The following is a 23,458-nucleotide window of genomic DNA, read 5'->3' on the forward strand; positions in this document are numbered from 1 at the left end:
GCCTCCGTGTACGGTAAGTGGAGGGAGCCTCCGCTCGGGTGGGCGCGGCTCCGATCCCACCACGACCACGAGAGGACCGCCGTGGCGACGTCCGTCCCGCTCTCCCTGTTGGACCTGGCGCGGGTCCGCCCCGCCGAGACCGCTGCCGAGGGTGTCGCCCGCAGCGTGCGCCTGGCGCGCACCGCCGACGACCTCGGCTACCACCGGCTCTGGGTCTCCGAGCACCACAACATGCCCGGGCTCGCGTCCTCGGCGACGTCGCTCTACATCCAGCACCTGGCCGCGAACACCACGAACCTGCGCGTCGGGTCCGGCGGGATCATGCTCCCCAACCACTCGCCGCTCGTGATCGCCGAGCAGTTCGGCCTGCTCGAGACGCTCTTCCCGGGGCGGATCGACCTCGGGCTGGGCCGGGCGCCCGGGACCGACGGGGCCACGATGCAGGCCCTGCGTCGCGGGGCCGCCGCCTCCGAGCACTTCCCGGCCGACATCGTCGAGCTGCACGGCTACCTCACCGGCGAGACCACCGTTCCCGGGGTCCAGGCCTACCCGCACCACGCGGGCGGGGTCCCCCTCTACATCCTCGGATCCTCGCTCTACGGCGCCCAGCTCGCCGCCCACCTCGGCCTGCCGTACGCCTTCGCCTCGCACTTCGCCCCCGAGGCCCTCGTCGAGGCGGCCACCATCTACCGGGACCGCTTCGACGCCTCCCGGTCCCTCGCCGGCCCCGACGCGACGCCGCACTTCATCGCCGCCGCCAACGTCGTCGCTGCCGACGACGCGGAGACCGCCGCCGCGCAGTACCGCCGGACCGAGCTCGAGTGGTTGCGCTCGATCCTGGGCCGCGGCCGGGACCTGTCCGACGAGCAGCTCGTCGAGCTCCGCGAGCACCCCTCCGGGCGCCAGGTCCTCGGCATGCTCGCCCGCACCCTCGTGGGCACCGGCCCCGAGGTCGTCGCCGGGCTCGACGCGCTCGCCGAGGAGGTCCGGGCCGACGAGCTCATCCTCGTCAACGCCGCGGTCGACGAGGACCACCAGCACCGCACCCTCGAGCTCCTCGCCCCGCAGACGGGCCGAGGGGTCCGCGACGAGGCTCCCCTCGCCGCCTCGGCGGTCTGACCCGCACGCCGAACACGACGACCCGACATCAGGAGGTAACGATCTTGGCGATGGACCTGGGCCGGTACGGCATCTGGCAGGGGGCGTGGCAGCTCGACCCCGAGATCGCGCGCGCGGTCGAGTCGCTGGGGTTCGGCACGATCTGGATCGGCGGCTCCCCTCCCGGAGATCTCGCCCTGGCCGAGTCGCTGCTCGACGCGACCGACCACCTCATGATCGCGACCGGCATCGTCAACATGTGGTCCACCCCGGCCGACGAGGTCGCCGCCTCCTACCACCGGCTCGAGGCGAAGCACCCCGGTCGCTTCCTGCTCGGCGTGGGTGTCGGCCACCCGGAGGCCACCAGCGACTACACCCGCCCCTACGCCACGGTCGTCGAGTACCTCGACGCCCTCGACGCCGCCGAGGTCCCGGTCTCCCGCCGGGTGCTCGCGGCACTCGGCCCGAAGGTCCTTCGGCTCGCCGCCGAGCGGGCCGCCGGCGCGCACCCCTACCTCGTTCCCCCCGAGCACACCCGTCGAGCCCGCGACATCCTCGGCGACGGGGTCCTGCTCGCCCCGGAGAACAAGGTCGTCCTGCACCCCGACCCCGCCACCGCGCGCGGGATCGGCCGCCCCGCCGTGCAGAAGCCCTACCTGGGGCTGCGCAACTACGTCAGCAACCTCGAGCGTCTCGGCTGGACCGACGCCGACATCGCCGACGGCGGCAGCGACGCCCTGATCGACGCCCTCGTCGCGCACGGCGAGCCGGAGGCGGTCGCAGCACGGCTCGACGAGCACCTCGACGCCGGCGCCGACCACGTCTGCGCCCAGGTCCTCGCGGTGAAGGGCGACCCCCTGCTCCCCGACCTGCGCCGCCTGGCCGGAGCACTCCGGCTGAGCTGACCGCCGGCGGAGCGGGCCCGGCCGCCGACCCGGGATCGTCGAGGACTGTCGACGACCTGGCGCTCGTCGCGTCCGACGCAGGTCAGTGAGGGTGCTGACCAGCGGTGGCCCCCGAGGCGCCGACCGGACTGCCCATCCCGTGGATCTCGAGGCGGTCGATGTCGCGGGGACCCACACCGACAGGACGCCGGCGCTGCCGCCAGGGCTGCGCCGTCCAGCGCTCGCACCACGCGGGAGCGGCGATCAACGGGAGGAAGCCGGCCCAGAACTCGTTCATCAGGTCCCAGAGGGGTGCTGCGTCGCCACCCGCATCGGCGACCGTCGCCCGGCCGGCGAAACTGGCGACGACCTCGTCGGCGATCCAGCCCGGGTCCGCCTCACGACGCAGCAGGCCTTCGGTCTGCGCGTCGGCGAGCAACTCCTCGGCCTGGTCACGCCACCAGGCGATGACCTCGGCCAGCGTCGGCGTGACGACGACGCGGTCGCGCAACAGGCGGCCGGCACCGCGCACGATCGGGTCGTCGAGACGGACGATCACGGCGTCGGTCAGGAGGACCAGCGCTTCGAGGCCGTCACCGGCGACCCGGCGGACCGCGGGCAGGACCTGGTCCCACGATTCACTCATCGCCGCGACGAGTGCCTCGGCGACGGCGTGCTTGGACGCGAAGTGGAAATAGAGCGCGCCCTTGGTCGGGACGCCGTCCCCCACCAGGTCGTTGAGCGCCGTGCCGTGGAAGCCCTGGATCGCGAAGCGCTCTCCCGCCGCGGCGAGCAGGGCACGTCTCGTGGCACGGGACCGCGCCTGCTGCGGCACCCGCGCCCCCTCCACCGCCGACGCGGCCTCAGTCGCCACGACCATCTCCCCCAGAGCCGTCGACCGGCGCACCGACCAGCACGGTGTCGGCCTGCACCGGTCCGAGAAGTGTGGAGCCCGTCCGGACGACACGCCATCCCCGGATCGGCGCCCGTGACACGGCAACTGGCCCAACGTGCGGTCCGACGCGGAGAGGACCCTTCCGCTCGAACCGTACCGCTGGGTACGGTTCTCGGTAGCGGGTGCCGGAGCGTCGGGGGCCCTGATCCGCGTCGGGGGGAGGCGACGTCGCCGGAGAGGGGGCCGGCGACGTCGTTCCCCTGTCCGACACGTGCGGCCCCGAGCCCGACGCGTCGGGCTCCTCGCCTCCACGGCGGGTGGTGCGGTGCAACAACGTCACCCCGACACGGTGCTCGAGCTGCTGGCGTCACGGCCTTGCGACGGTCTTCCTCGCTCGCCACCGAGATGGTCGCCCTGTCAGTGACCGATCGACAGCGTCACGAGGCGCGACTCGTCGACCAGCGACACGTACGCGAGCCGGCCACCGGGGGCCGTGGCCACGCTGGTCGGGGGTCACCGAGACCCCGTCGTGAGGGAGGCCCTTGCCGCCTACGAATGCCGGGCTCGTACTCGCACGTCCCGATGGGCACGTCGCCTGGCGGAGCGACCGCACGCCCGACGACCCCACCGCGATCGTCGACACGGTCCGGGGCCCTCGCGCGACCGCGACTCGACGCCGACGCCGACGCCGACGCCGACGCCGAGGTTGCCGCGTCGCCCGGTCGCTAGCCCGCGGCCCGGCCAGATCGCGCGGACCCGGCACAGGCCCGCTGCTCACGGACCACCACCACAGCCGCGAACGGAGCTCGACGACGGTCGCTCGTCTGCCCCTCCCGCCCACCTCGATCGTCGGAAGCGTGCCGCAGCCCGACTAGTTGATCGACAGGCGAGAGGTTGCGGGACGCTTCCCACCCCGCGTCCTGCTCTCCGCCCGCCCTGCCGAATGGCCGGTCCGGGTGAGCCACTCGCGGTCAAGCGTCGTGCAACAGCTCACGCCCACCGCACAGCGCTGCTTCGACCTCGGCCGCGCCATCGGCCGCCGACTCGCGGCGGGTGGTGGCGTGCTCCACGTCGAGGACGCCACCACCGCCGCTGTCGAGCTCAGCGCCGGGTCTGAGCGGACCCGGTGCGGCCGTCCGTGGTCCCGGTGGACTGAGTCTCGTCGGTGGCCTCGATCTGCTCCTTGCGGACCTCGTCGGAGATCTGCTCGTGATCGCGGTGGGTCTCGGTGTCCATACGGACCCGCTCCTTGGCCACGGTCTCCTTGCCGACCACGGGCCGCTCCTCGTGCAGCACGACCTCGTGCTCCTCCTCGGAGATCGACGGGCCGTCGTGGGCGGCCGGAGCGTTCGCCTCGGTGATCGGCTCGCGCTCGACGCGGACCTCCTCGCGCGACACCGGCACCGTCTGGGTCACGTTCTCGGTGACCACGTACTTTCGCAGCCGCGCCCGCCCGCGCTCCTGGGTCTGCGTGCCGACCCGCAGCTCCTCCTCCGAGCGCGTCATCGCCTGGTCAGTGGTGGGACCCGACGTATCGTGACCGACGGCGCCCTCGTGCTCGCCGTCGCGCTCGGTGCCTCGGCGTTCGGTGCCACGGCTCTGGCCGGTGCCGGCGGCGGTGTGCTCGTCGCGCTCACGCCGGCCGACCTGGTCGCCGCCGGTCGGGCTGTCGTCGGTGCGCGCGGTAGCGGTGTCACCGCCGTAGTCGACCCCGTAGTGGGCGAACAGCTGCCGCTCGTCGTCGACCGACAGTTGTTGGCCCGGGTCGTGATGCGGGGCGTTGCGGACCTCGTCCTTGCTGAACGGGACCTGCAGGTGCCCGTTGTCGTAGTGGGCGGTGGCCAGCGGGACCAGGGACACATGGCTGCCGAACAGCCCTGTCGTCACCGCGGCCCATTCCGGGCGCTGGGTCTGGTTGTCGAGGTAGACGGTGTCGACCTTGCCGAGCTTCTCTCCGTCGCTGCCGGTGACGGCAGCGCCGTACATCTCTCGAGGATCGCTGAGGTTGACGGTCATGATCGGAACAACTCCTCCGGATCGAGCCCATTGCGCAGGTTGCCCACCCGATCGATTCGGGGCGCGCGGACGCGGGCGAGACGTCGAACAACAAGGAACACGCGGCCCGCCCGATGCTGGACGAGGAGCAGCAAGATCTCGGAATTGCTGCCGCGATGACGAAGAAGTGTTCGCCGCCCGCGTCCCACGGAGGGTGGCCGGCGAGCCGGAGGACCAATCCTGCGAACGCTGCGGCGATCGGAGCAATTTACGATGGCGACGACAGCCGTTCAGCGCAATTTCGCCGCCGGTCCGGACACGACGAGGGCCGCCCCCTCCGGAGCACGTGCGGTGTCGAGATGTCGATCAGCGGGCGCGGAACGCCTCCGTGGCCCCCAGGGCGCGGGGCTCGGTACCGTCGCCGTTGTAGGGCCCGGGTTGGGCGTACTGCTCGGGGTACTGCTGGGCCTGAGCCATTGCACGCTGTGACCGGCCTGGAGCTCGGCCTGGACCTGGTCCGACTGCTGCTTGAGCCGTGCGGTCCCCGGATTGATCAGGTCGGGCGGCGGCGTCACGGCCACCGAGACCGAAGGCCAGCGCCGACCCGGCGCGATCGCGCCGATCAGGGCGATGAGGTGGCGTTCACGATCGTCGCGGCGATCCCGAGCTGGTCGAGGATCATGAATAGTGCGATCACCACGACGAGCGTCGGTGCCACAGCTGCCGCGACCAGAAAGATCGGCCGCGCGGCGAGGACGTCGGGCAGGTCGGACAGCACCAGGGTATGGATCCGGAGACCACGGGAATGTCCAGCGTCCCGACCGCGCAGACGACCACGAAGACCATCAGCACGTACTGCACGACCAGCCGACGATCTGGGAGGGCTTGCCATGCGGAGAGCAGCGGGCGATGTACTCCCCCGCTGGAGCTGTGGGTCAGCTTCTCGTCGACGCGGATCTTGCGCAGCAGACGGCTGATCCCGGCCCGGACGAGCCGGGCGATGAGGTGCGGCGCATCTGAAGGAGTACGTCGCTCCACCAGAAGATGGCTGGTGATTACGGTCGTCGTCGGAATTTTCCCCTCTCTCACGCAGTGCGGGTTCGCTCGCGCAATGAGTGGGGCAACAGAGGCGATGAGCGAGGATGGGAACGCGGGCCCCTCACGGCGGAGACGGATCGGACAGGCTCGTTCTTCAGCCGCCACGTCGCGCATCGAGGACCAGGCCCCTCCGCGGACATCTGATGGTTCTGAGGCTTCTCGGCGGCCAAGGCAACGTCTCGGCGCCCGGCGAATCCTGACCGCAGCCCAGGCATTCGCGAACGACCTGGATTGGCAGTGGGAGGCCCTGTCCGGCCTTCGTCGTGACGACGATGGCTGGACCGTGGCGATGGATGTGGTCGAAACCCGACGTGTGCCCTCGACGACCGACGTCATCGCCGTGTACGAGGTCGATTTCGACGAAGGGGGAGAGCTTCTCGGCTATCGTCGGATGCGCCACTACGTGCGCGGACGGGGAGACAACGAGCAATCGCGTTAGCCTCAGCCGTCGACGACCTCGAGCACGCCGCGGCGACCCGAGTCGACCTCGGCGAGCAGGCGCGTTCGGACCTTCTCGGCCTGAGCCGCCGCCTTCGGGCCGGCCGGCACGACCTCGGCGAGGCCGTTGCTCAGTGACCCAGTCGTAGCCGGCGTAGACCCGCACCCTGAGCGACCCGCTGGGCAGCTTCTGGATCGTCCCGCGGCGGCGCCCTGCCGAGGCCGACGAGGACGTCATGGTGCGACCGAAGTGCGGGTCGGCACCACGATTGATGACACGAAGCCGTGCGGATAGACGTCTGCAAGCCTCTGACCTGCGTGGGCGCGGCAGGATTCGAACCTGCGACCGACGGCTTGTAAGGCCGTTGCTCTTCCGCTGAGCTACGCGCCCGGTCCGGAGCGAACGGGGAGTTCGTCCGCCTAGAAGCAGCGAACAGCACGTTCGCTCCGGAAGCCAGGGAGTCCGGTCAGGCCAGCTGCTTCAGCGCGTCGCGCCAGCCCTGCTGGTCGCGGGCCTCGCCGGGGCCGTTGTGCTCCGCGAAGCGCACGACGCCGTCGGAGTCGATCAGGAACGTGCCGCGGAAGGCGAACCCCAGGTCGGCGCTGAAGACGCCGTAGGACTCGGACACCGCGCCGTGGGGCCAGAAGTCGGAGAGCAGCGGGAACTCGTAGCCCTCCTGCTGCGCCCAGACCTTGAGCGACCAGGTGGTGTCGCAGGAGACGCCGACGACCTGGACGTCGTCGTTCTGGAACGACGGCAGGTCGTCGCGCACCGAGCAGAGCTCGCCGGTGCAGATCCCGGAGAACGCGAAGGGGAAGAACACCAGGAGGACGGCCTTGTCGCCGGCGAAGTCGGCGAGCGAGACCTCCTGCCCGTCCTGGTTCTTGAGCGTGAAGTCGGGGGCCTTCGAGCCCACCTCGACGGTCATCTGACCAGTCTCCTGTTCCGTCCGGGTCGAGAACCCGGCCAGCCTAGCGAGGAGCGCAGGTCATCGACGTCGCTGGGCCGACGCCTTCGGCGCGACGAGGCGGGTGCCGACCCAGGCCTCGGACACGCTGATGTTGGAGGTCTGCGAGAGCCCCGCGGTGGGGGCCGCCTCCGCGATGTCGGAGGGCTCGACGTGACCGTCGTTGCCGGTCTTGGGGGTGAGCACCCAGACCACTCCGGTGTCGGTCAGCGGGGTGCGCGCGTCGACGAGGGTGTCGACGAGATCCCCGTCCCCGTCACGCCACCAGAGGAGCACGACGTCGACGACCTCCTGGGCGTCCTCGTCGAGCAGGTCCTCGCCGCAGCGGTCCTCGACTGCGGACCGGACCTCCTCGTCGACGTCCGAGTCCCAGCCCAGCTCCTGCACGATCATCCCCGGCTCGATGCCGAGCTTCCCGGCGAGATCGGACTTGTCCGCATCTCCCGTGGCCGCGACCACGCCTGGTGCCCCCTCCTCGTCCTCGGGCGCCGCTAGGTGCACGTCACCCGTCCGAAGCGCTTAGAGAACACGGCCGTCGCACGCAGCGCAACCAGCCACGCGGGGACGGTCGCCGTCGGCGCGCCCGTCGTACCCGTCGGTAGACGTGACGGCGGGGGCGGAGCAGGTGACCATGGGCCCGCCGCGGAGCCCGGGACGGGACGGCGCGGTTCCGGACGACCGGGCAGAATCGGTTCCGAAGCACCGGCCAGGGACCCCGTGATCCGGACCCGGCCCGGGCCGTCGACCCACCAGCGACAGGGAGATCGAGCCGTGACCACCCAGAAGGGCACCGCGAACGCGGACACCGGCCGGGTCCACATCATCCGCGACGGCCTCTCGTCGCACCTGCCCGACATCGACCCGGACGAGACCGCGGAGTGGATCGAGTCCTTCGACGCGATGCTCGAGGGGCAGGGCGAGCAGCGCGCCCGCTACATCATGTTGCAGCTGCTCCAGCGCGCGCGGGAGCGCCGCGTCTCGGTGCCGTCGCTGTACTCCACGGACTACGTCAACACGATCCCGACCGACCAGGAGCCGTGGTTCCCGGGCGACGAGGAGACCGAGCGGCGCTACCGGGCGTGGATCCGGTGGAACGCGGCGGCGATGGTGCACCGCGCGCAGCGTCCGGGCGTCGGGGTCGGCGGGCACATCTCGACCTACGCGTCGGCGGCGTCGCTGTACGAGGTCGGCTTCAACTGGTTCTTCCGCGGCAAGGACCACCCCGGCGGCGGCGACCACGTCTACATCCAGGGCCACGCCTCCCCCGGCATCTACGCCCGCGCCTTCCTCGAGGGCCGCCTGGGCGCCCAGCACCTCGACGGCTTCCGCCAGGAGCTCTCGCACGCCGGGCCCGGCGGCGGCCTGCCGTCGTACCCGCACCCGCGGCTGATGCCGGGGTTCTGGGAGCACCCGACGGTGTCGATGGGCCTCGGCCCGATCAACGCGATCTTCCAGGCGCGCTTCGACCGCTACCTGCACAACCGCGGGATGAAGGACACCTCCCAGCAGCACACCTGGGCGTTCCTCGGCGACGGCGAGATGGACGAGCCGGAGTCGCGGGGGGCCATCCACGTCGCGGCGGCCGAGGGCCTCGACAACCTGACCTTCGTCATCAACTGCAACCTGCAGCGCCTCGACGGGCCGGTGCACGGCAACGGCAAGGTCATCCAGGAGCTCGAGTCGTTCTTCCGCGGCGCCGGCTGGAACGTCGTGAAGGTGATCTGGGGCCGTGAGTGGGACCGGCTGCTGCACGCCGACCGGGACGGCGCGCTGATCAACCTCATGAACACCACCCCGGACGGCGACTTCCAGACCTACAAGGCCAACGACGGCGCCTACGTCCGCGAGCACTTCTTCGGCCGCGACCCGCGGACGAAGGAGCTGGTCAAGGACCTCTCCGACGCCGACGTCTGGAACCTCAAGCGCGGCGCGCACGACTACCGCAAGGTCTACGCCGCCTACCAGGCCGCGATGGAGCACCAGGGCCGCCCGACGGTCATCCTGGCGAAGTCGATCAAGGGCTACACGCTCGGCCCGACGTTCGAGGGCCGCAACGCGACCCACCAGATGAAGAAGCTGACGCTCCAGGACCTCAAGACGTTCCGCGACGAGGTCCGCGTGCCGATCACCGACGCCGAGCTCGAGCGCGACCCGTACCTGCCGCCGTACTACCACCCCGGCCCGGACGCCCCCGAGATCGAGTACATGCTCGACCGCCGCCGGCAGCTCGGCGGTCCCCTCCCGGAGCGCCGCACGCACGCGAAGCCGCTGGTGCTGCCCGGCGACAAGGTCTACGACGTCGTGCGGCGCGGCTCGGGCAAGCAGGAGATCGCCACGACGATGGCGTTCGTCCGCCTGGTCAAGGAGCTCACCCGCGACGCCGAGATCGGCAAGCGGGTCGTCCCGATCATCCCGGACGAGGCGCGCACCTTCGGGATGGACTCGTTCTTCTCGAACCTCAAGATCTACAACCCGCAGGGCCAGCTCTACACGTCGGTCGACCACGACCAGTTGCTCGCCTACCGCGAGTCCGAGGCGGGCCAGCTGATGCACGAGGGCATCAACGAGGCCGGCTCGGTGGCCTCGTTCACCGCCGTCGGCACGTCGTACGCCACGCACGGCGAGCCGATGATCCCGATCTACATCTTCTACTCGATGTTCGGGTTCCAGCGCACCGGCGACGGCATCTGGGCGGCGACCGACCAGCTGGCGCGCGGCTTCCTGCTCGGCGCCACCGCGGGCCGCTCGACGCTGGTCGGCGAGGGCCTGCAGCACAACGACGGCCACTCGGTGCTGCTCGCGGCCACGAACCCCGGGATCGTGCACTACGACCCGGCCTACGGCTTCGAGATCGCGCACATCGTGCGCGACGGCCTGACCCGCATGTACGGCGAGCCCGACCCGCACCGCGACCCCAACGTCAGCTACTACCTGACGGTCTACAACGAGCCCTACCAGCAGCCGGCGGAGCCCGACGGCCTCGACGTCGACGGGCTGCTGCGCGGGCTCTACCGCTACGCCCAGGCCCCCGGCGGCCCGGGCCCGCGGGCCCAGATCCTCGCCTCGGGCGTCGCCATGCCGTGGGCGCTCACGGCGCAGGAGATGCTGGCGCAGGAGTGGGGCGTGCAGGCCGACGTGTGGTCGGCGACGTCGTGGACCGAGCTGCGCCGCGACGGCGTCGACACCGACGACCACAACCACGCGCACCCCGACGCCGACCCGCGCACGGCGTACGTGACGCAGGCACTCGCGGACGCGGCCGGCCCGGTGCTCGCGGTGTCGGACTGGATGAAGGCCGTTCCGGACCTGATCCGCAAGTGGGTGCCGGGCGACTTCACCGTCCTCGGCACCGACGGGTTCGGCCTGTCCGACACCCGCCCGGCGGTGCGGCGACACTTCGGCGTCGACGCCGAGAACATCGTCGTCGGCATCCTCGCGGCGCTCGCGCGGCGCGGCGAGGTCGGGCACGACACCGTCGTCCGCGCCGCGGCGCGGTACCGGATCGACGACCCCCAGGCGGCGGGCCCGCAGACCTCGGACTCCGGCGTCGCCTGAGCCGCGTCCACCGGGCCGGCGGTGACACGCCGACCCGGTGGGCGGGGCCGCCTCGGCGCGCCCGGCGTAATCGTCCGATGACCGTTCGTCGCGGGAGTCGATGTCGGGGCTGGTCTCCCACCCCGTCCTTCCGGATAGGCTGTCGCCGTCACGCCGCCCGGACGCCCCCGGACGATCCTGGCGGCGCGGCTCCGACGTTCCGGAGCTCCCGGCTCCGGCGGCGGATCTGAAGGTCGGGGCTGATCGACGCCTCGTGACATCGGTATGAGGAGCAGGAATGGCAGAAGGCACCGTCAAGTGGTTCAACAGCGAGAAGGGCTTCGGCTTCCTCGCTCCCGACGGTGGTGGCGCTGACGTGTTCGTCCACTACTCGGCCATCCAGGCTCGCGGCTTCCGCACCCTGGACGAGGGTCAGCGCGTCTCGTTCGACGTCGAGCAGGGCCAGAAGGGCCTGCAGGCCGTTCAGGTCACGCCGCTGTAAGGACTCGGCGGAGTCACCTCACGATTTCGGGGGCGGGGCGTCGGGAGACGCCCCGCCCCCGTCGTGTGTCCGGGGTCGGGTGGGTACGCGGAGCGAGGGTCACCCCGACTGCGTCCTACGCACCGAGGGACGCCCTCGCTCCCACCATCGCGCGCCCGGGTCAGGCCGTGGTGACGACCACCAGCTCGGCGCCGTCGGCGCTCGCACGGAGCTCGACCGCCCCGCTGCCGGTGATCTCGAGGCTGTCGCCGGTCGAGGCGTCCTCCAGCGCGCCCCGGGCCACGTGCACGTGCCGGAACTCCCCGTCGGCCGGGGACCACGCGTCGTCGGCGGCGAGCCGCGCGACCGTCACCGTCACGCCGGGACGGCGCAGCCCGAGCACGAAGGGCCCGGCGGCGAGGTCGGGCCGGTGGTGGGTCAGCGACGGCTCCCCCGGCGGCGGGTCGTCCATCCCCGGCGTGATCCAGACCTGCACGAGGTGCGCGGGCGACTCTCGAGCGGCCCGCTCGTCGTGGTGCCAGCCGGTGCCGGCGACGAGGTGCTGCAGGGTGCCGGCGGGCGCGGGCGTGTCGACGCCGTCGGGTCCCGTGTGGATCATCGTCCCGTCGACGACCCACGCCAGGATCTCGACGTCGCGGTGCTCGTGGGCCCCGTACGCGACGCCCGCGGCGAGCTCGTCGTCGTTGTGCGCGACGAGGGCGCCGAACGAGGTGCGCTCCGGGTCGTAGTGCGCCCCGAACGACAGCCCGTGGCGCGAGCGCACCCCGTCGCCCTCGCTGAGCGGGCGCTCGTCGCGCGGACGGATCCGGACGGTCGCCATCCGTGCCATGCTCCCCGTCCATGACCAGCGCCGCGGTCCCGGGGCTGCCCGGCCGCGCCGCGGGAGGTCGCAGGCCCGTGCGGGCCACGACGCTGCGCCGCCTCGAGCGTTCCTCCGGCGAGGTCGCCAACGCCGGTGTCGCCGCGATGGCGGCCCGCCTGCCCTGGTTCACGCGCCTGACCGCCGAGCAGCGGTCCGGGGTCCTGCTGGTCACCCAGACCGGCGCCGCGAACTTCGTCGCCTGGCTGCGCGATCCCGACGCCACCCCGCGGCTCACCGCCGAGGCCTTCCGCAGCGCCCCGCTCGACCTCGCCCGCCGCGTGACGCTGCGCCAGACCGTGGAGCTGGTGCGCATCGCGATCGCGGTGTTCGAGGAGCGCATCCCCCGCCTCGGTGCCGACGAGGCCGAGCGGGCCGCGCTGGAGCACGCGGTGCTGCGCTTCGGCCGCGAGGTCGCGTTCTCCGCGGCGACGGTCTACGCGAGCGCCGCCGAGGCCCGCGGCGCGTGGGACGCGCGGCTCGAGGCGCTGGTGGTCGACGCCGTCGTGCGCGGCGAGGCGGCGGAGACGCTGCTCTCGCGCGCGTCGGCGCTGGGCTGGGACCCGGCCGCCGAGACCACCGTCCTGGTGGGCGAGCCGCCCGCCGAGGAGCCGCCCGAGCCGCTGCACGCGGTGCGGCGCGCGGCCCACCGCGCCGGGGCGACGGTGCTGCTCGGGACGCACGGCGCGAAGCTCGTGATGATCGCCGGGCCGGGGGCGCCGCTGGACGAGCTGTCGGCGTCGTTCGGGCCGGGCGCGGTCGTCGCCGGACCCACGGTCGCCGGGCTCACCGAGGCCCACCTCAGCGCGACGCGCGCGCTGGCCGGGCACCGCGCGGTCCGGGCGTGGCCGGGTGCCCCGCGCCCCGTGGCCGCCGACGACCTGCTCCCCGAGCGGGTGCTCGACGGCGACGCCGGGGCCGTCGAGCAGCTGCGTCGCGAGGTCGCGGCGCCGCTGCGCGAGGCCGGCGGCGAGCTCACGACCACCGTCGAGAGCTACCTGGACGTCTCCGGGGTGCTCGAGGCCGCGGCCCGGGCGCTCTACGTGCACCCCAACACCGTCCGCTATCGGCTGCGCCGGGTGGCCGAGGTCACGGGCCGCCACCCCGGCGAGGCGCGCGGCGCACTGGTGCTGCGGCTCGCACTCGTCCTCGATCGGTTGCACTCCGGAACATCACCGGGATGAGCCCCTGACCTGCATCGATGTGGTCCACACCGCCTCTGGTCGGGGGTGTGTGATCCGGGGCATTGTGGGAACTCCACAACCACGGCGGACGCGAGTTCGTCGCCCCGACGCCTTCGGCCCGACGGGGGGTCGTGATGAGGTGGCCACGTGATCGCGATCCTCGCCCCCGGTCAGGGCGCCCAGAAGCCCGGCATGCTCGCCCCGTGGCTCGACCGGCCCGAGGCCCGTGGACGGCTCCAGGCGTTCTCCGACGCGGCCGGGCTCGACCTCGTGCACCTCGGTGTCGAGGCGGACGCCGCCGCCATCGAGGACACCGCCGTGACGCAGCCGCTGCTCGTGGCGTCCGCGCTGCTCGCGTGGGACCAGCTCCGGCTCGAGGTGACCGTCCCCGACGACGCCGTGGTGGCCGGCCACTCCGTGGGCGAGCTCGCCGCCGCGGCGATCGCCGAGGTCATCGACGCCGAGCAGGCCGTCGCCCTCGCGGCCGTCCGCGGGCGGGAGATGGCCGCCGCGTGTGCCGAGGAGCCGACCTCGATGGCCGCCGTCCTCGGCGGGGACGCCGACGCCGTGCTCGCCCGCCTCGCCGAACTCGACCTCGAACCGGCCAACCGCAACGGGTCCGGTCAGGTGGTCGCCGCCGGCCGCAAGGACGCCATCGACGCGCTCGTCGAGAACCCGCCCGAGGGCGCCCGGGTCCGCGCGCTGTCCGTGGCCGGCGCGTTCCACACGCGCTTCATGGAGCCCGCCGAGAAGGCGTTGGGCACCTGGGTCGGCGAGCACCGCGACCAGCTCGCCCCGGCGGCCCCCTCGCACCCCCTGCTGCAGAACGCCGACGGCGCGGTGGTCACCGACGGCGGCGAGTTCATCGACCGCCTCGTGGCCCAGGTGACGCGCTCGGTGCGCTGGGACTCCTGCATGGACACCCTCGCCGCGCGGGGCGTCGACGCCGTCATCGAGCTGACGCCCGCGGGCACCCTCACCGGGATGGTCAAGCGCGCGATCAAGGGGACCGCCGTCGTCAACGTGAACGCACCGGACGACCTGGAGAAGGCCGCGCAGACGATCGGGGAGCACGCGTGAAGATCCAGCTGACGCCGCCCGTCGCCGGGGCCCGCATCCTCGGGCTCGGCAGCATGCAGCCCGACACCGTGATCACGAACCACGACCTCGAGAAGCGCGTCGAGACCAACGACGCGTGGATCCAGAGCCGTGTCGGCATCATCGAGCGGCGCTTCGGCAGCGCCGAGGACTCGGTGGTGTCGATGGGCGTCGACGCCGGGTCCAAGGCCCTGGCCGACGCCGGCGTCTCCCCCACCGACCTCGACGCCGTCATCGTCGCCACCTGCACGATGTCCAAGCCGATCCCGAACGCCGCGGCGCAGACCGCCGACCGCATCGGGGTCAACGGCATCGGGGCGTTCGACGTCAACACCGCCTGCGCCGGCTTCTGCTACGGCGTCGGCATGGCCGGCGACATGATCCGCTCGGGCACGGCGCGCCACGTGCTCGTGATCGGCTCGGAGAAGCTCTCCGACTGGCTGGACATGGACGACCGCTCGACCTGCATCATCTTCGCCGACGGGGCGGGCGCCGCGGTGATCGGACCGGCGACCACCGAGGACGAGGTCGGCGTCGGCCCGGTCGTCTGGGGCGCGGCGGGCGACCTCGTCTCCACGATCCACATCGATGAGACGGACGCGCTGCGCCAGGAGGGCCAGGCGGTCTTCCGCTGGGCCACCACCAAGATCGCGCCGGTCGCGCTGCGCGCCGTCGAGGCCGCCGGCCTGACCCCCGCCGACATCGACGTGCTCGTCCCCCACCAGGCCAACCTGCGCATCGTCGAGGCGATCGCGAAGCGCCTGCGCCAGGCCGGGGCCCGCGACGACCTGCGCGTCGCCGACGACATCCAGTACTCCGGCAACACGTCGTCGGCCTCGATCCCGATGGCCATCGACCACATGCGCGGCGCCGGGCGCGCGCGGTCCGGCGACGTGGCGCTGCTCATCGGCTTCGGCGCCGGCCTGTCGTACGCGGGGCAGGTCGTCGTCCTGCCCTGAAACGTCCTACGGTGCGCACCGCACGGCGCGCACCGAACGAAGAGAAGCACGAGAAAGGGAGCCAGTGGCGACCAACGAAGAGATCCTGCCCGACCTCGCGAGCATCGTGGAGGAGGTCGCCGGCGTCGACGCCGCGGAGGTCACCTCCGAGAAGTCGTTCGTCGACGACCTCGACATCGACTCGCTCTCCATGGTGGAGATCGCCGTGCAGGCCGAGGACAAGTTCGGCGTCAAGATCCCCGACGACGAGCTGGCCAAGCTGACCACGGTGCAGGACGCCGTCGACTACATCTCCTCGCACTCGTGAGCGCCACCGGCCAGGGGGTCGTCGTCACCGGCATGGGAGCGACGACCCCGCTCGGCGGCGACGTGGCGACCACGTGGGACGGCCTCCTGGCCGGTCGCAGCGGCGTCTCCACCATCGACGCGGAATGGATCGACACGTTCGAGCTGCCGGTCAAGATCGCCGCGCAGCTCGCGACGGAGCCGACCGAGACGATCAAGCGCGTCGAGGCCCGGCGCCTCGACCGCAGCGAGCAGACCGCGATCGTCGCGGCCCGCGAGGCCTGGGCGCACGCGGACCTCGGCGACTACCCGTCCACCGAGGACGGCTCGCCGAAGGTCGACGGGCTCCGGCTCGCCGTCATCATCGGCACCGGCATCGGCGGCGCGCTGACCCTGCTCGGCCAGGACGACATCCTCGAGCAGCAGGGCCTGCGCAAGGTCTCGGTGCTCACCATCCCGATGCTCATGCCGAACGGCCCGGCCGCGCACGTCGGCCTGGAGCTCGGCGCCGCGGCGGGCGTCCACGCGCCCGTGTCGGCCTGCGCCTCGGGCGCCGAGGCCATCGCCTGGGGCTGGCGGATGCTGCAGGCGAACGAGGTCGACGTGGTCGTGGCCGGGGGCACCGAGGCGTGCATCCACCCGATCACGCTCGCCGGCTTCAGCCAGGCCCGCACCATGGCGATGCGCAACGACGAGCCCGAGCGTGCTTCGCGCCCGTTCGACACCGGCCGCAACGGCTTCGTGCTCGGCGAGGGCTCCGGCATCGTCGTGCTCGAGCGCGAGGAGTTCGCGCAGGCCCGGGGGGCCACGGTGCACGGGCGCGTCGCCGGCATCGGCACCAGCGCCGACGCGTACCACATCACCGCGCCCGACCCCGAGGGAACGGGCCAGTCGCGGGCCATCGCGGCCGCGCTGCGCACCGCGGGTCTCGACCCGTCCGACGTGGGCCACGTGAACTGCCACGCCACCGCCACCTCGGTGGGCGACGTGGCCGAGACCGTGGCCGTCAAGAAGGCGATCGGCGAGCACCCCGTGCTCACCGCGCCCAAGGGCTCGCTGGGTCACCTGCTCGGCGCCGCCGGCGCCGTCGAGGCGATCACGACGATCCTGTCGGTGCGCGAGGGCCTCGTGCCGCCCACCGCGAACCTCGAGGAGCTCGACCCCGACGTCACCCTCGACGTCGTCGCGGGCGACGCACGCAAGGTGTCGCTCGACGCCGCGATCAGCGACTCGTTCGGCTTCGGCGGGCACAACGTGTGCCTGGCGATCACGCCTGCCTGAGGTTCGTTCCCCCTAACAGGGCGTCCGCAGCTGGCTGCCGGGTCGGGGGTCGACGAGACGGGGCTCGCCCCGATCGGTCTCGACGACGGCCCCGACCTGCCAGCACAGCCGCGGCACCCGCACGTCCGCGGGCGCGTCGGCCGGGTCCTGGGTGGTGACGTACCCCAGCGGCACGACCAGCTCGCCGCCGGCCACGGGGTCGATGCGGCGCACCACGACCGACCCCACGCGCTGGGTGCGCGCGGCCGCCGCGAAGGCGGTCGCGTCCACGCGGGCGTCCGGGACGAGCGTCGCCCGGTAGGCGGACAGGTCACCGCTGTTGCGGGCGTCGGTCCAGCGCTGGAGCAGGTCGCGGACCGCGCCCGACTGCGGGTGCGCGGCCGCCGACGCGGACAGCACCACGGTCGGCGGGCCCGCGGAGCCGTCGGCGGGCAGCTCCGCGCCCACGAGCACCGGCCCGGTGTCGCCCACCGCGGCCCGGGCGACGGTGGCGGCACGGGCGCCGAGCACGGCCCCGGCCACGACGATCAGCGCCAGCGCGAGGGCCAGCACGACGGGCACGAGGATGCCGGGACGCAGGCGGTCGGCGAGGGCGCCGTCCCGCAACCGACCGAGCATGGCTCCCACCCTGCCAGTACCCCCCGACACGCTCCCGCCGGTAGGTGGGGAGGCCAGGACTAGCCGACCTGGTGCAGGCGGGCGGACGCGGCGCCGTCGCCGGCGTAGCGGAACTCCTCGAGCGCGGCGTCCCACCGGGTGCCGAGCAGGTCGTCGAGCCGACGGGTCAGCGCCTCGCGGGTCCCAGCGCCGGCGAGGGCGGTCCGGACCTGGTCCTCACCGAGGACGATGTCGCCGTTGGCGCTCGTCCGGCCGTGCCACAGGCCCAGGCCGGGGACGTGGCTGAAGCGCTCGCCGTCCGTGCCCGGGGAGGGGTCCTCGGTGATCTCGAAGCGCACCATCCCCCAGGCGCGCAGAGCGGTCGCCAAACGGGCCGCGGTGCCCGTGGGACCCACCCACGTGCACTCGGCACGCACCGTCCCTGGTGCCGCGTCCTGCGCGGACCAGTTCAGCACGACCCGAGCGTCGAGGACGCTCGAGAGCGCCCACTCGACGTGCGGGCCGACCGCAGACGGCGACGAGTGGACGTAGACAACGCCACGGGTGCTCACTGCTGACCTCCGGCTCGACGAGAAGCGCCTTCCCCAACGTCCTCGCGAACTTCGGTCCTCTGGATCACCCAGCGCTGCAGTGTGCACCGTGGGACGGGTGTGGCGCCAGTGCCCCCCGGATCTCGGGCGTGTCGACTTTCCTGTCCGTAGAGTCGTCGTACCGTGACCGACGATCACGGTCCGCACACGGGCGGTGCGCGGTTCGGGGACGTCTTCGCCGACGCCCAGTTCCGGGCCCTCTGGGCGGCCCAGCTGCTCTCGGTCCTCGGCGACCAGGTCGCCCGCGTCGCCCTCGCCGTCCTCGTGTTCACCGAGACGGGGTCGGCGGGGCTCACCGCGCTGACCTACGCCCTGACCTTCCTGCCCGACCTCGTCGCCGGTCCCCTGCTCTCCGGCATCGCCGACCGCGCCCCGCGCCGGCTGACGATGGTCGTGAGCGACCTCCTGCGCGCCGGGGTGCTCGCCCTCATGGCCGTGCCCGGGATGCCGTTCGCGGTGCTGTGCGGGCTGGTCGTCGCGGGCCAGCTGATCGCCGCGCCGTTCGCCGCCGCGCGGGCGGCGATCCTGCCCCACGTGCTCACCGGGGAGCGCTACGTCGTCGCGTCGGCGGTGTCCGGCACGACCTACCAGAGCGGGCAGGTCCTCGGGTTCGCGCTCGGCGGGCCGCTGGTGGCCCTCGTCGGGGTGCCGGTCGCCCTGCTCGCCGACGCCGCGACGTTCGTCGTCTCGGCGCTGATCCTGCAGGTCGGGGTGGCGGAGCAACGGGCCACGGGCGGGGTCCCCGACGACGCCGGCGTCCGCCTGCGCGACGGCGCCCGGATCGTCGTGGGCGACCGGCGCCTGCGCTCCCTGGTCGCGCTCGCCTGCGTGTCGGCGTTCGTCGTGACGGTGGAGGGCCTGGCGGCGCCGTACGCGGCGTCGCTGGGCGGCGGGCCGGTGACCGTGGGCCTGCTGCTCGCCGCCAACCCGCTCGGGGCGGCGCTCGGCATCGTCCTGCTCGCCCGCCTCGTCCCGCCCGCGCGGCGCGACCGGCTGCTCGGGCCGCTCGCGGTGCTCTCGTGCGTCCCGCTCGTCGCCTCCGCGCTCGATCCGCCGCTGGGCGGGGTGATCGCGCTGTGGGTGGTCTCGGGGCTGGCGTGCGCCTACCAGGTGCCGGCGAACGCCGCCTTCGTCGCCGCGGTGCCCGACGCGCACCGCGGCCAGGCCTTCGGGCTCGCGGTGACGGCCCTGCGCGTCACGCAGGGCCTCGGGGTGCTCGTCGCGGGTCTGCTCGCCGAGCGGACCGGGCCGGCGACGGCCGTGGCGCTCGCCGGCGCGCTCGGCGTCGTCGTGGCGCTCCTGTGCGCCGTCGCCTGGCACCGCGCCCGCGCGTCGTGACCGGGCCCGGGCGTGATGACCGGCTGGTATCGCTCGCCCGGCGAGCGATACCAGCCGGCAACACGACTGCCGGGGTCCGGACCTAGTGCCAGTTCGAGTCCCGGTGCCAGTTGGAGTCGGCGAAGTGCCAGTTGGAGTCGGTGAAGTGCCAGTTCGAGTCCCGGTGCCAGTTCGAGTCGGCGAAGTGCCAGTTGGAGTCGCGGTGCCAGTTCGAGTCGGCCACGGGGGTTCCCTTCGGATCTCTGGGGGTCGGTCGACGGGTCGGGCCCGCCGCCACGGACGTGGCCCATCGCACACGCTGCGTGGTGGGCCGAGCCGCGACGTCGGTGCGACCACCGGCCGCTCTCCGCGCTGACGGAGAGCGACCGGACTGTCACATCCGGCGGTGCGTCGCGGCGCATCCGCCCCTCGATGCTCGCCAACGGCGCTGTGTGTGACCAGACGGCGACTGGGCGTCAACCATCGGAGTGATTACTGCCCAACGGGTGATGCGGGATGACGAGATCCACAGTCCGTCGGTACCGTGTTCCGCACGCGGAGACCGCCCCTGCGGCGCTCCGTCGGCTCGGAGGAGGTCACTCATCGTGACGGCGCGTGAACCTGTGAGGGGTCCTGGCGACCCCGGGTCCGCGCTCTCTCCCGCGTCCGGAGCAGCCCAGCCCGAACGTTCGGTACGTCCAGTGACGGAGGGGACCATCCAGACCGGTGAGAGCGACGGGGTGCAGCCGGTCCGTCCGGCCCGCGCGACCGCCGACGGCCCGGTGGACGGTCCCGACGTCGACGTGTCCGACATCACCACCGCCTCGATCTCGGCGGCCTCCTCGGGGCCCGGACGCTCCGCGCTCCGCCGGTTCGACCCCCGCCGTCTCGACCCGCGCCGCTGGAGCCTGTGGCAGGCGCCGCGCCGGGTCGTCGTCGCCGTCCTGCTCGTCGACCTCGTCGCCGTGGGCCTGTCCCTCGGTGTCGCGAGGACGGAGCCGATCGGGCCGGCCGACTGGCGGGCGCTCGCGCTCCTGGTGCTCGGCCTCGTCATCCACGTCGAGACCGCCCGCGGGATCGAACGACGGCGCGAGGTCGTCGCCGACGGCCAGCCCTACATCGAGCTGAAGTCCGTCTGGAGCTTCGCGGGGCTGCTCCTGCTCCCCATCGGCCTGGCCCTGGCCCTCGTGGTGGTGACGTTCGCCTACTGGTGGCTCCGGGTCAGCCAGCGCCCGGTGCCCCATCGGTGGACGTACTCCGCCGCCACCGTGCTCATCGCCTCGGTGGCGGCGTGGCAGGTCCTCGAGCTCGTGCCCGGCGGCGTCCTGGTGAAGGTCGCCGGCCCGCTCGGGCTCCTCGTCCTCGTGGCGGCGGGCGTCACCCGCTGGGTGGTCAACCACGGGCTCGTCGTCTTCATGATCTGCCTCAGCGCGCCCGGGACGCCGTGGTGGAAGCGGCTCGGCTCCCCCACCGACACGCTCATCGGCATCGGCGCGCTCGCGCTCGGCGCCGCGCTGGCCGTCGTCGCCGTGACGACGCCGTGGCTGCTGCCGGTGCTGCTCATCCCCGTCATGGGCATGCACCGCGGCTTCCTGATCCAGCAGTTCGCGCGCGCCGCCCGCACCGACCCCAAGACGGGCCTCGCCAACGCCACGGCGTGGCGCGACCAGGCCGACCGCGAGCTCGCCCGCCTCCGCCGCCGGGGCGGCGAGCTCGGCGTGATCATGGTCGACATCGACGCGTTCAAGGCGATCAACGACCGGCACGGCCACCTCGTGGGCGATGCGGTCCTGCGTGCGGTCGCCGACACCCTGCGGGCCGAGGTCCGCCCCTACGACTCCGTCGGGCGCTTCGGGGGCGAGGAGTTCATCGTGCTGCTCGCCGAGGCGAACCCCGAGCAGGTCGTGCGCACCGCCGAGCGCCTGCGGCGCAGCATCGCCGAGTGCGAGGTCGTCGTGGCCCCGACCCTCGGCGGCGGGACGGTGCGGGGCATGACGGCCTCGATCGGCACCGCCTCGTTCCCGCAGGCCTCCCGCGACCTCGACGGCCTCATGGTCAGCGCCGACGCCGCGCTGTACGCCGCCAAGCACGGCGGCCGCAACCGGGTGGAGTGCGCGCCCCCGCGCTAGGGATGTCGCTGGGGGACGTCAGCGGAACGCGGCGATCCCCGTGACCGCCTGCCCGATCGACAGGGCGTGCATCTCCTCGGTGCCCTCGTAGGTCAGGACGGTCTCGAGGTTGGTCATGTGCCGGAACACGGGGTACTCGAGCGTGATCCCGTTGCCGCCGAGCACGGTGCGCGCCGTGCGGGCGACGTCGAGCGCGGCCCGGACGTTGGCCATCTTCCCGAAGCTGACCTGCGCGGGGTGCAGCTGCTCGGCGTCCTTGAGCCGCCCGATGCGCGACGCGGTGAGGCCGGCCTGGTTCACCGCGACCACCATGTCGGCGAGCTTGCGCTGCGTCAGCTGGAACCCGGCGATCGGCTGCCCGAACTGCTCGCGGTCGATCGAGTAGGCCAGCGCCGACTCGTAGCAGGCCCGCGCCGCGCCGACGGCACCCCAGAGAATGCCGTAGCGCGCCTCGTTGAGGCACGACAGCGGGCCCTTGAGCCCCGCGACGTCGGGGAACACGGCGTCGGCGGGCAGCCGCACGCCCTCGAGGACGAGCTCGGCGGTGAGCGACGCCCGCAGCGAGAGCTTGTGCTTGACCTCGTTGGCGGTGAAGCCGGGGGTGTCGGTCGGGACGACGAACCCGCGAATGCCCTTGCTGCCCTGCTCCGGGTCGGTCTGGGCCCAGACGACGGCGACGTCGGCGAGCGTGCCGTTGGTGATCCACATCTTGGAGCCGTCGAGCACCCAGTCCTCGCCGTCGCGGCGCGCCCGTGTGCGCATCGAGCCCGGGTCGGAGCCGGCGTCGGCCTCGGTGAGCCCGAAGCAGCCCAGCGCGTCGCCGGTGGCCATCGACGGCAGCCACCGCTGCTTGTGCTCCTCGGAGCCCCAGCGGTGGATCGCGTACATCGCGAGCGACCCCTGCACGCTGACGAAGCTGCGCAGCCCCGAGTCGACGGCCTCGAGCTCCCGGCAGGCCAGCCCGTAGGAGGTGGCGTTCGTGCCCGCGCAGCCGTAGCCCTCGAGGTGCATGCCGAGCAGGCCCAGCGAGCCCAGGCCCTTGGCGATGTCGCGGGGCAGGGTGTTCGACTCGTACCACTCGGCGATGCGGGGGCTGAGCTCCGCGGCGGCGTAGTCGCGCACCGCGTCGCGGATGTCGCGTTCCTCGGCGCTCAGGTCGGCGTCGACGCCGAGGAAGTCGCTGGGGTCGGGAGGAGCGGTCGCCATGGGTTCACGGTAGGGGTTCCAGCGCGTCCGGACCCGCCCAGAACTGCGCGAACCCCGGGTGCAGTGGCAGGTCCGACACCTGCTCGACGGGCGTCCAGCGCAGCTCGGTGGCCTCGCCGTCGGTGGGCTCGAGCGCCGGCGGGACGTCGGTCTCCAGCCGGGCGTGGACGGTGACGTAGGACCATCCGCCGTGGTCGTCGACGGTGTCGCCGGTCAGCCGCACGCGAGCCGGGTCGATGCCGGTCTCCTCGACGGCCTCCCGCAGCGCCGCGTCCCGCGCCGTCTCGCCGCTGTCGCGCGCGCCGCCCGGGATGCCCCAGGTGCCGCCGTGGTGGCTCCACCACACCCGGTGCGCGAGCAGCACGCAGTCGGCGTGCCCACGGTGCCCCGCGTGACGCAGCAGCAGCCCCGCGGCCCCGAACCGGCCCCAGTGCCGGTGCCCGGCGTCGCAGACCACCCAGCCGTCGCCGTCACCACCCACACGATCACGGTAGGCCGCCGACGGTTCGCGCGCCGGGCA

The 23,458-nt window shown here is 73.1% G+C and carries 23 protein-coding genes and 1 tRNA gene; 12 read left to right on the plus strand and 12 right to left on the minus strand.

Annotated features, from left to right (window positions below; genetic code table 11):
• Nucleotides 1-81 precede the first annotated feature (81 nt).
• Both PH191_RS15500 and PH191_RS15505 read left to right on the plus strand, forming a co-directional pair.
• Complete coding sequence (locus tag PH191_RS15500) at nucleotides 82-1,119, plus strand: LLM class flavin-dependent oxidoreductase (protein WP_274195522.1); 1,038 nt, start codon at nucleotides 82-84, stop codon at nucleotides 1,117-1,119.
• A gap of 44 nt (nucleotides 1,120-1,163) precedes the next feature.
• On the plus strand, nucleotides 1,164-2,003 hold the full coding sequence (locus PH191_RS15505; RefSeq protein WP_274195523.1) for an LLM class F420-dependent oxidoreductase: 840 nt from the start codon (nucleotides 1,164-1,166) through the stop codon (nucleotides 2,001-2,003).
• Between the two features lie 82 nt (nucleotides 2,004-2,085).
• Here PH191_RS15505 and PH191_RS15510 read toward each other — a convergent pair whose 3' ends face one another.
• From PH191_RS15510 to PH191_RS15520, 3 genes are all read right to left on the minus strand, one after another.
• Nucleotides 2,086-2,856 carry a TetR/AcrR family transcriptional regulator gene (locus PH191_RS15510; protein ID WP_274195524.1) on the minus strand — a complete coding sequence of 257 codons (771 nt, stop codon included), beginning with the start codon at nucleotides 2,854-2,856 and terminating at the stop codon, nucleotides 2,086-2,088.
• Nucleotides 2,857-3,978: 1,122 nt separating this feature from the next.
• Nucleotides 3,979-4,893: a PRC and DUF2382 domain-containing protein gene (locus PH191_RS15515; protein ID WP_274195525.1), complete on the minus strand. Its 915-nt coding sequence runs from the start codon at nucleotides 4,891-4,893 to the stop codon at nucleotides 3,979-3,981.
• Between the two features lie 601 nt (nucleotides 4,894-5,494).
• Complete coding sequence (locus tag PH191_RS15520) at nucleotides 5,495-5,650, minus strand: hypothetical protein (RefSeq protein ID WP_274195526.1); 156 nt, start codon at nucleotides 5,648-5,650, stop codon at nucleotides 5,495-5,497.
• Between the two features lie 354 nt (nucleotides 5,651-6,004).
• Between PH191_RS15520 and gvpO the strand changes: the two genes are divergently transcribed.
• Nucleotides 6,005-6,409, plus strand: a complete 405-nt coding sequence (gene gvpO / locus PH191_RS15525; RefSeq protein WP_274195837.1) for a gas vesicle protein GvpO — start codon at nucleotides 6,005-6,007, stop codon at nucleotides 6,407-6,409.
• A 318-nt stretch (nucleotides 6,410-6,727) separates the two neighbouring features.
• On the opposite strand, the gene PH191_RS15530 is transcribed toward gvpO, so the two are convergent.
• From PH191_RS15530 to PH191_RS15540, 3 genes are all read right to left on the minus strand, one after another.
• A tRNA-Val gene (locus tag PH191_RS15530) sits at nucleotides 6,728-6,799 on the minus strand.
• A gap of 76 nt (nucleotides 6,800-6,875) precedes the next feature.
• Complete coding sequence (locus PH191_RS15535) at nucleotides 6,876-7,337, minus strand: peroxiredoxin (protein WP_274195527.1); 462 nt, start codon at nucleotides 7,335-7,337, stop codon at nucleotides 6,876-6,878.
• A gap of 60 nt (nucleotides 7,338-7,397) precedes the next feature.
• Complete coding sequence (locus PH191_RS15540) at nucleotides 7,398-7,835, minus strand: DUF3052 domain-containing protein (RefSeq protein WP_274195528.1); 438 nt, start codon at nucleotides 7,833-7,835, stop codon at nucleotides 7,398-7,400.
• Between the two features lie 312 nt (nucleotides 7,836-8,147).
• Here PH191_RS15540 and aceE point away from each other — a divergent pair, with 312 nt between their 5' ends.
• Nucleotides 8,148-10,931: a pyruvate dehydrogenase (acetyl-transferring), homodimeric type gene (gene aceE, locus PH191_RS15545; protein ID WP_274195529.1), complete on the plus strand. Its 2,784-nt coding sequence runs from the start codon at nucleotides 8,148-8,150 to the stop codon at nucleotides 10,929-10,931.
• A 277-nt stretch (nucleotides 10,932-11,208) separates the two neighbouring features.
• Nucleotides 11,209-11,412, plus strand: coding sequence for a cold-shock protein (locus PH191_RS15550; RefSeq protein ID WP_116710338.1), 204 nt, complete (start codon nucleotides 11,209-11,211; stop codon nucleotides 11,410-11,412).
• A 160-nt stretch (nucleotides 11,413-11,572) separates the two neighbouring features.
• On the opposite strand, the gene PH191_RS15555 is transcribed toward PH191_RS15550, so the two are convergent.
• Nucleotides 11,573-12,232 (minus strand): pirin family protein, encoded by a 660-nt coding sequence (locus tag PH191_RS15555; RefSeq protein ID WP_274195530.1) that lies wholly within the window; start codon nucleotides 12,230-12,232, stop codon nucleotides 11,573-11,575.
• A 20-nt stretch (nucleotides 12,233-12,252) separates the two neighbouring features.
• Between PH191_RS15555 and PH191_RS15560 the strand changes: the two genes are divergently transcribed.
• From PH191_RS15560 to PH191_RS15580, 5 genes are all read left to right on the plus strand, one after another.
• Nucleotides 12,253-13,455, plus strand: a complete 1,203-nt coding sequence (locus tag PH191_RS15560) for a PucR family transcriptional regulator (protein WP_274195531.1) — start codon at nucleotides 12,253-12,255, stop codon at nucleotides 13,453-13,455.
• 147 nt (nucleotides 13,456-13,602) lie between these two features.
• Nucleotides 13,603-14,535: an ACP S-malonyltransferase gene (locus PH191_RS15565; protein WP_274195532.1), complete on the plus strand. Its 933-nt coding sequence runs from the start codon at nucleotides 13,603-13,605 to the stop codon at nucleotides 14,533-14,535.
• Nucleotides 14,532-15,512, plus strand: a complete 981-nt coding sequence (locus PH191_RS15570) for a beta-ketoacyl-ACP synthase III (protein WP_274195533.1) — start codon at nucleotides 14,532-14,534, stop codon at nucleotides 15,510-15,512. The genes PH191_RS15565 and PH191_RS15570 overlap by 4 nt, the downstream gene beginning before the upstream one ends.
• Before the next feature lie 64 nt (nucleotides 15,513-15,576).
• Entirely contained in the window at nucleotides 15,577-15,819 is a 243-nt protein-coding gene (locus tag PH191_RS15575; RefSeq protein WP_274187924.1) for an acyl carrier protein, read from the plus strand.
• Entirely contained in the window at nucleotides 15,816-17,078 is a 1,263-nt protein-coding gene (locus tag PH191_RS15580; RefSeq protein WP_274195534.1) for a beta-ketoacyl-[acyl-carrier-protein] synthase family protein, read from the plus strand. The genes PH191_RS15575 and PH191_RS15580 overlap by 4 nt, the downstream gene beginning before the upstream one ends.
• A 12-nt stretch (nucleotides 17,079-17,090) precedes the next feature.
• On the opposite strand, the gene PH191_RS15585 is transcribed toward PH191_RS15580, so the two are convergent.
• Nucleotides 17,091-17,696 carry a hypothetical protein gene (locus PH191_RS15585; protein WP_274195535.1) on the minus strand — a complete coding sequence of 202 codons (606 nt, stop codon included), beginning with the start codon at nucleotides 17,694-17,696 and terminating at the stop codon, nucleotides 17,091-17,093.
• Between the two features lie 59 nt (nucleotides 17,697-17,755).
• Nucleotides 17,756-18,247, minus strand: coding sequence for a DUF3145 domain-containing protein (locus PH191_RS15590; protein ID WP_274195536.1), 492 nt, complete (start codon nucleotides 18,245-18,247; stop codon nucleotides 17,756-17,758).
• Nucleotides 18,248-18,409: 162 nt separating this feature from the next.
• On the opposite strand from PH191_RS15590, the gene PH191_RS15595 reads away from it, so the two are divergent.
• Entirely contained in the window at nucleotides 18,410-19,624 is a 1,215-nt protein-coding gene (locus PH191_RS15595; RefSeq protein WP_274195537.1) for an MFS transporter, read from the plus strand.
• Between the two features lie 82 nt (nucleotides 19,625-19,706).
• On the opposite strand, the gene PH191_RS15600 is transcribed toward PH191_RS15595, so the two are convergent.
• Nucleotides 19,707-19,847 (minus strand): hypothetical protein, encoded by a 141-nt coding sequence (locus PH191_RS15600; RefSeq protein WP_274195538.1) that lies wholly within the window; start codon nucleotides 19,845-19,847, stop codon nucleotides 19,707-19,709.
• A gap of 457 nt (nucleotides 19,848-20,304) precedes the next feature.
• Between PH191_RS15600 and PH191_RS15605 the strand changes: the two genes are divergently transcribed.
• Entirely contained in the window at nucleotides 20,305-21,732 is a 1,428-nt protein-coding gene (locus PH191_RS15605; RefSeq protein ID WP_274195539.1) for a sensor domain-containing diguanylate cyclase, read from the plus strand.
• An 18-nt stretch (nucleotides 21,733-21,750) separates the two neighbouring features.
• Here PH191_RS15605 and PH191_RS15610 read toward each other — a convergent pair whose 3' ends face one another.
• The gene (locus tag PH191_RS15610) at nucleotides 21,751-22,938 is read right to left on the minus strand and encodes an acyl-CoA dehydrogenase family protein (protein WP_274195540.1); all 1,188 of its coding nucleotides are present in this window, start codon (nucleotides 22,936-22,938) and stop codon (nucleotides 21,751-21,753) included.
• Between the two features lie 4 nt (nucleotides 22,939-22,942).
• Nucleotides 22,943-23,419, minus strand: coding sequence for an NUDIX hydrolase (locus PH191_RS15615; protein WP_274187916.1), 477 nt, complete (start codon nucleotides 23,417-23,419; stop codon nucleotides 22,943-22,945).
• Nucleotides 23,420-23,458 lie beyond the last annotated feature (39 nt).

The sequence above is a fragment of the Actinomycetospora callitridis genome, from assembly GCF_028737265.1.
GTDB classification, from domain to species: Bacteria; Actinomycetota; Actinomycetes; order Mycobacteriales; family Pseudonocardiaceae; genus Actinomycetospora; species Actinomycetospora callitridis.

What these genes read in the sequence shown, in the direction of transcription:
- PH191_RS15515 (WP_274195525.1), bottom strand. Translation starts at nt 4,893, where the DNA reads ATGACCGTCAACCTCAGCGATCCTCGAGAGATGTACGGCGCTGCCGTC.
- gvpO (WP_274195837.1), top strand. Translation starts at nt 6,005, where the DNA reads ATGAGCGAGGATGGGAACGCGGGCCCCTCACGGCGGAGACGGATCGGA.
- PH191_RS15535 (WP_274195527.1), bottom strand. Translation starts at nt 7,337, where the DNA reads ATGACCGTCGAGGTGGGCTCGAAGGCCCCCGACTTCACGCTCAAGAAC.
- PH191_RS15550 (WP_116710338.1), top strand. Translation starts at nt 11,209, where the DNA reads ATGGCAGAAGGCACCGTCAAGTGGTTCAACAGCGAGAAGGGCTTCGGC.
- PH191_RS15555 (WP_274195530.1), bottom strand. Translation starts at nt 12,232, where the DNA reads ATGGCGACCGTCCGGATCCGTCCGCGCGACGAGCGCCCGCTCAGCGAG.
- PH191_RS15560 (WP_274195531.1), top strand. Translation starts at nt 12,253, where the DNA reads ATGACCAGCGCCGCGGTCCCGGGGCTGCCCGGCCGCGCCGCGGGAGGT.
- PH191_RS15585 (WP_274195535.1), bottom strand. Translation starts at nt 17,696, where the DNA reads ATGCTCGGTCGGTTGCGGGACGGCGCCCTCGCCGACCGCCTGCGTCCC.
- PH191_RS15610 (WP_274195540.1), bottom strand. Translation starts at nt 22,938, where the DNA reads ATGGCGACCGCTCCTCCCGACCCCAGCGACTTCCTCGGCGTCGACGCC.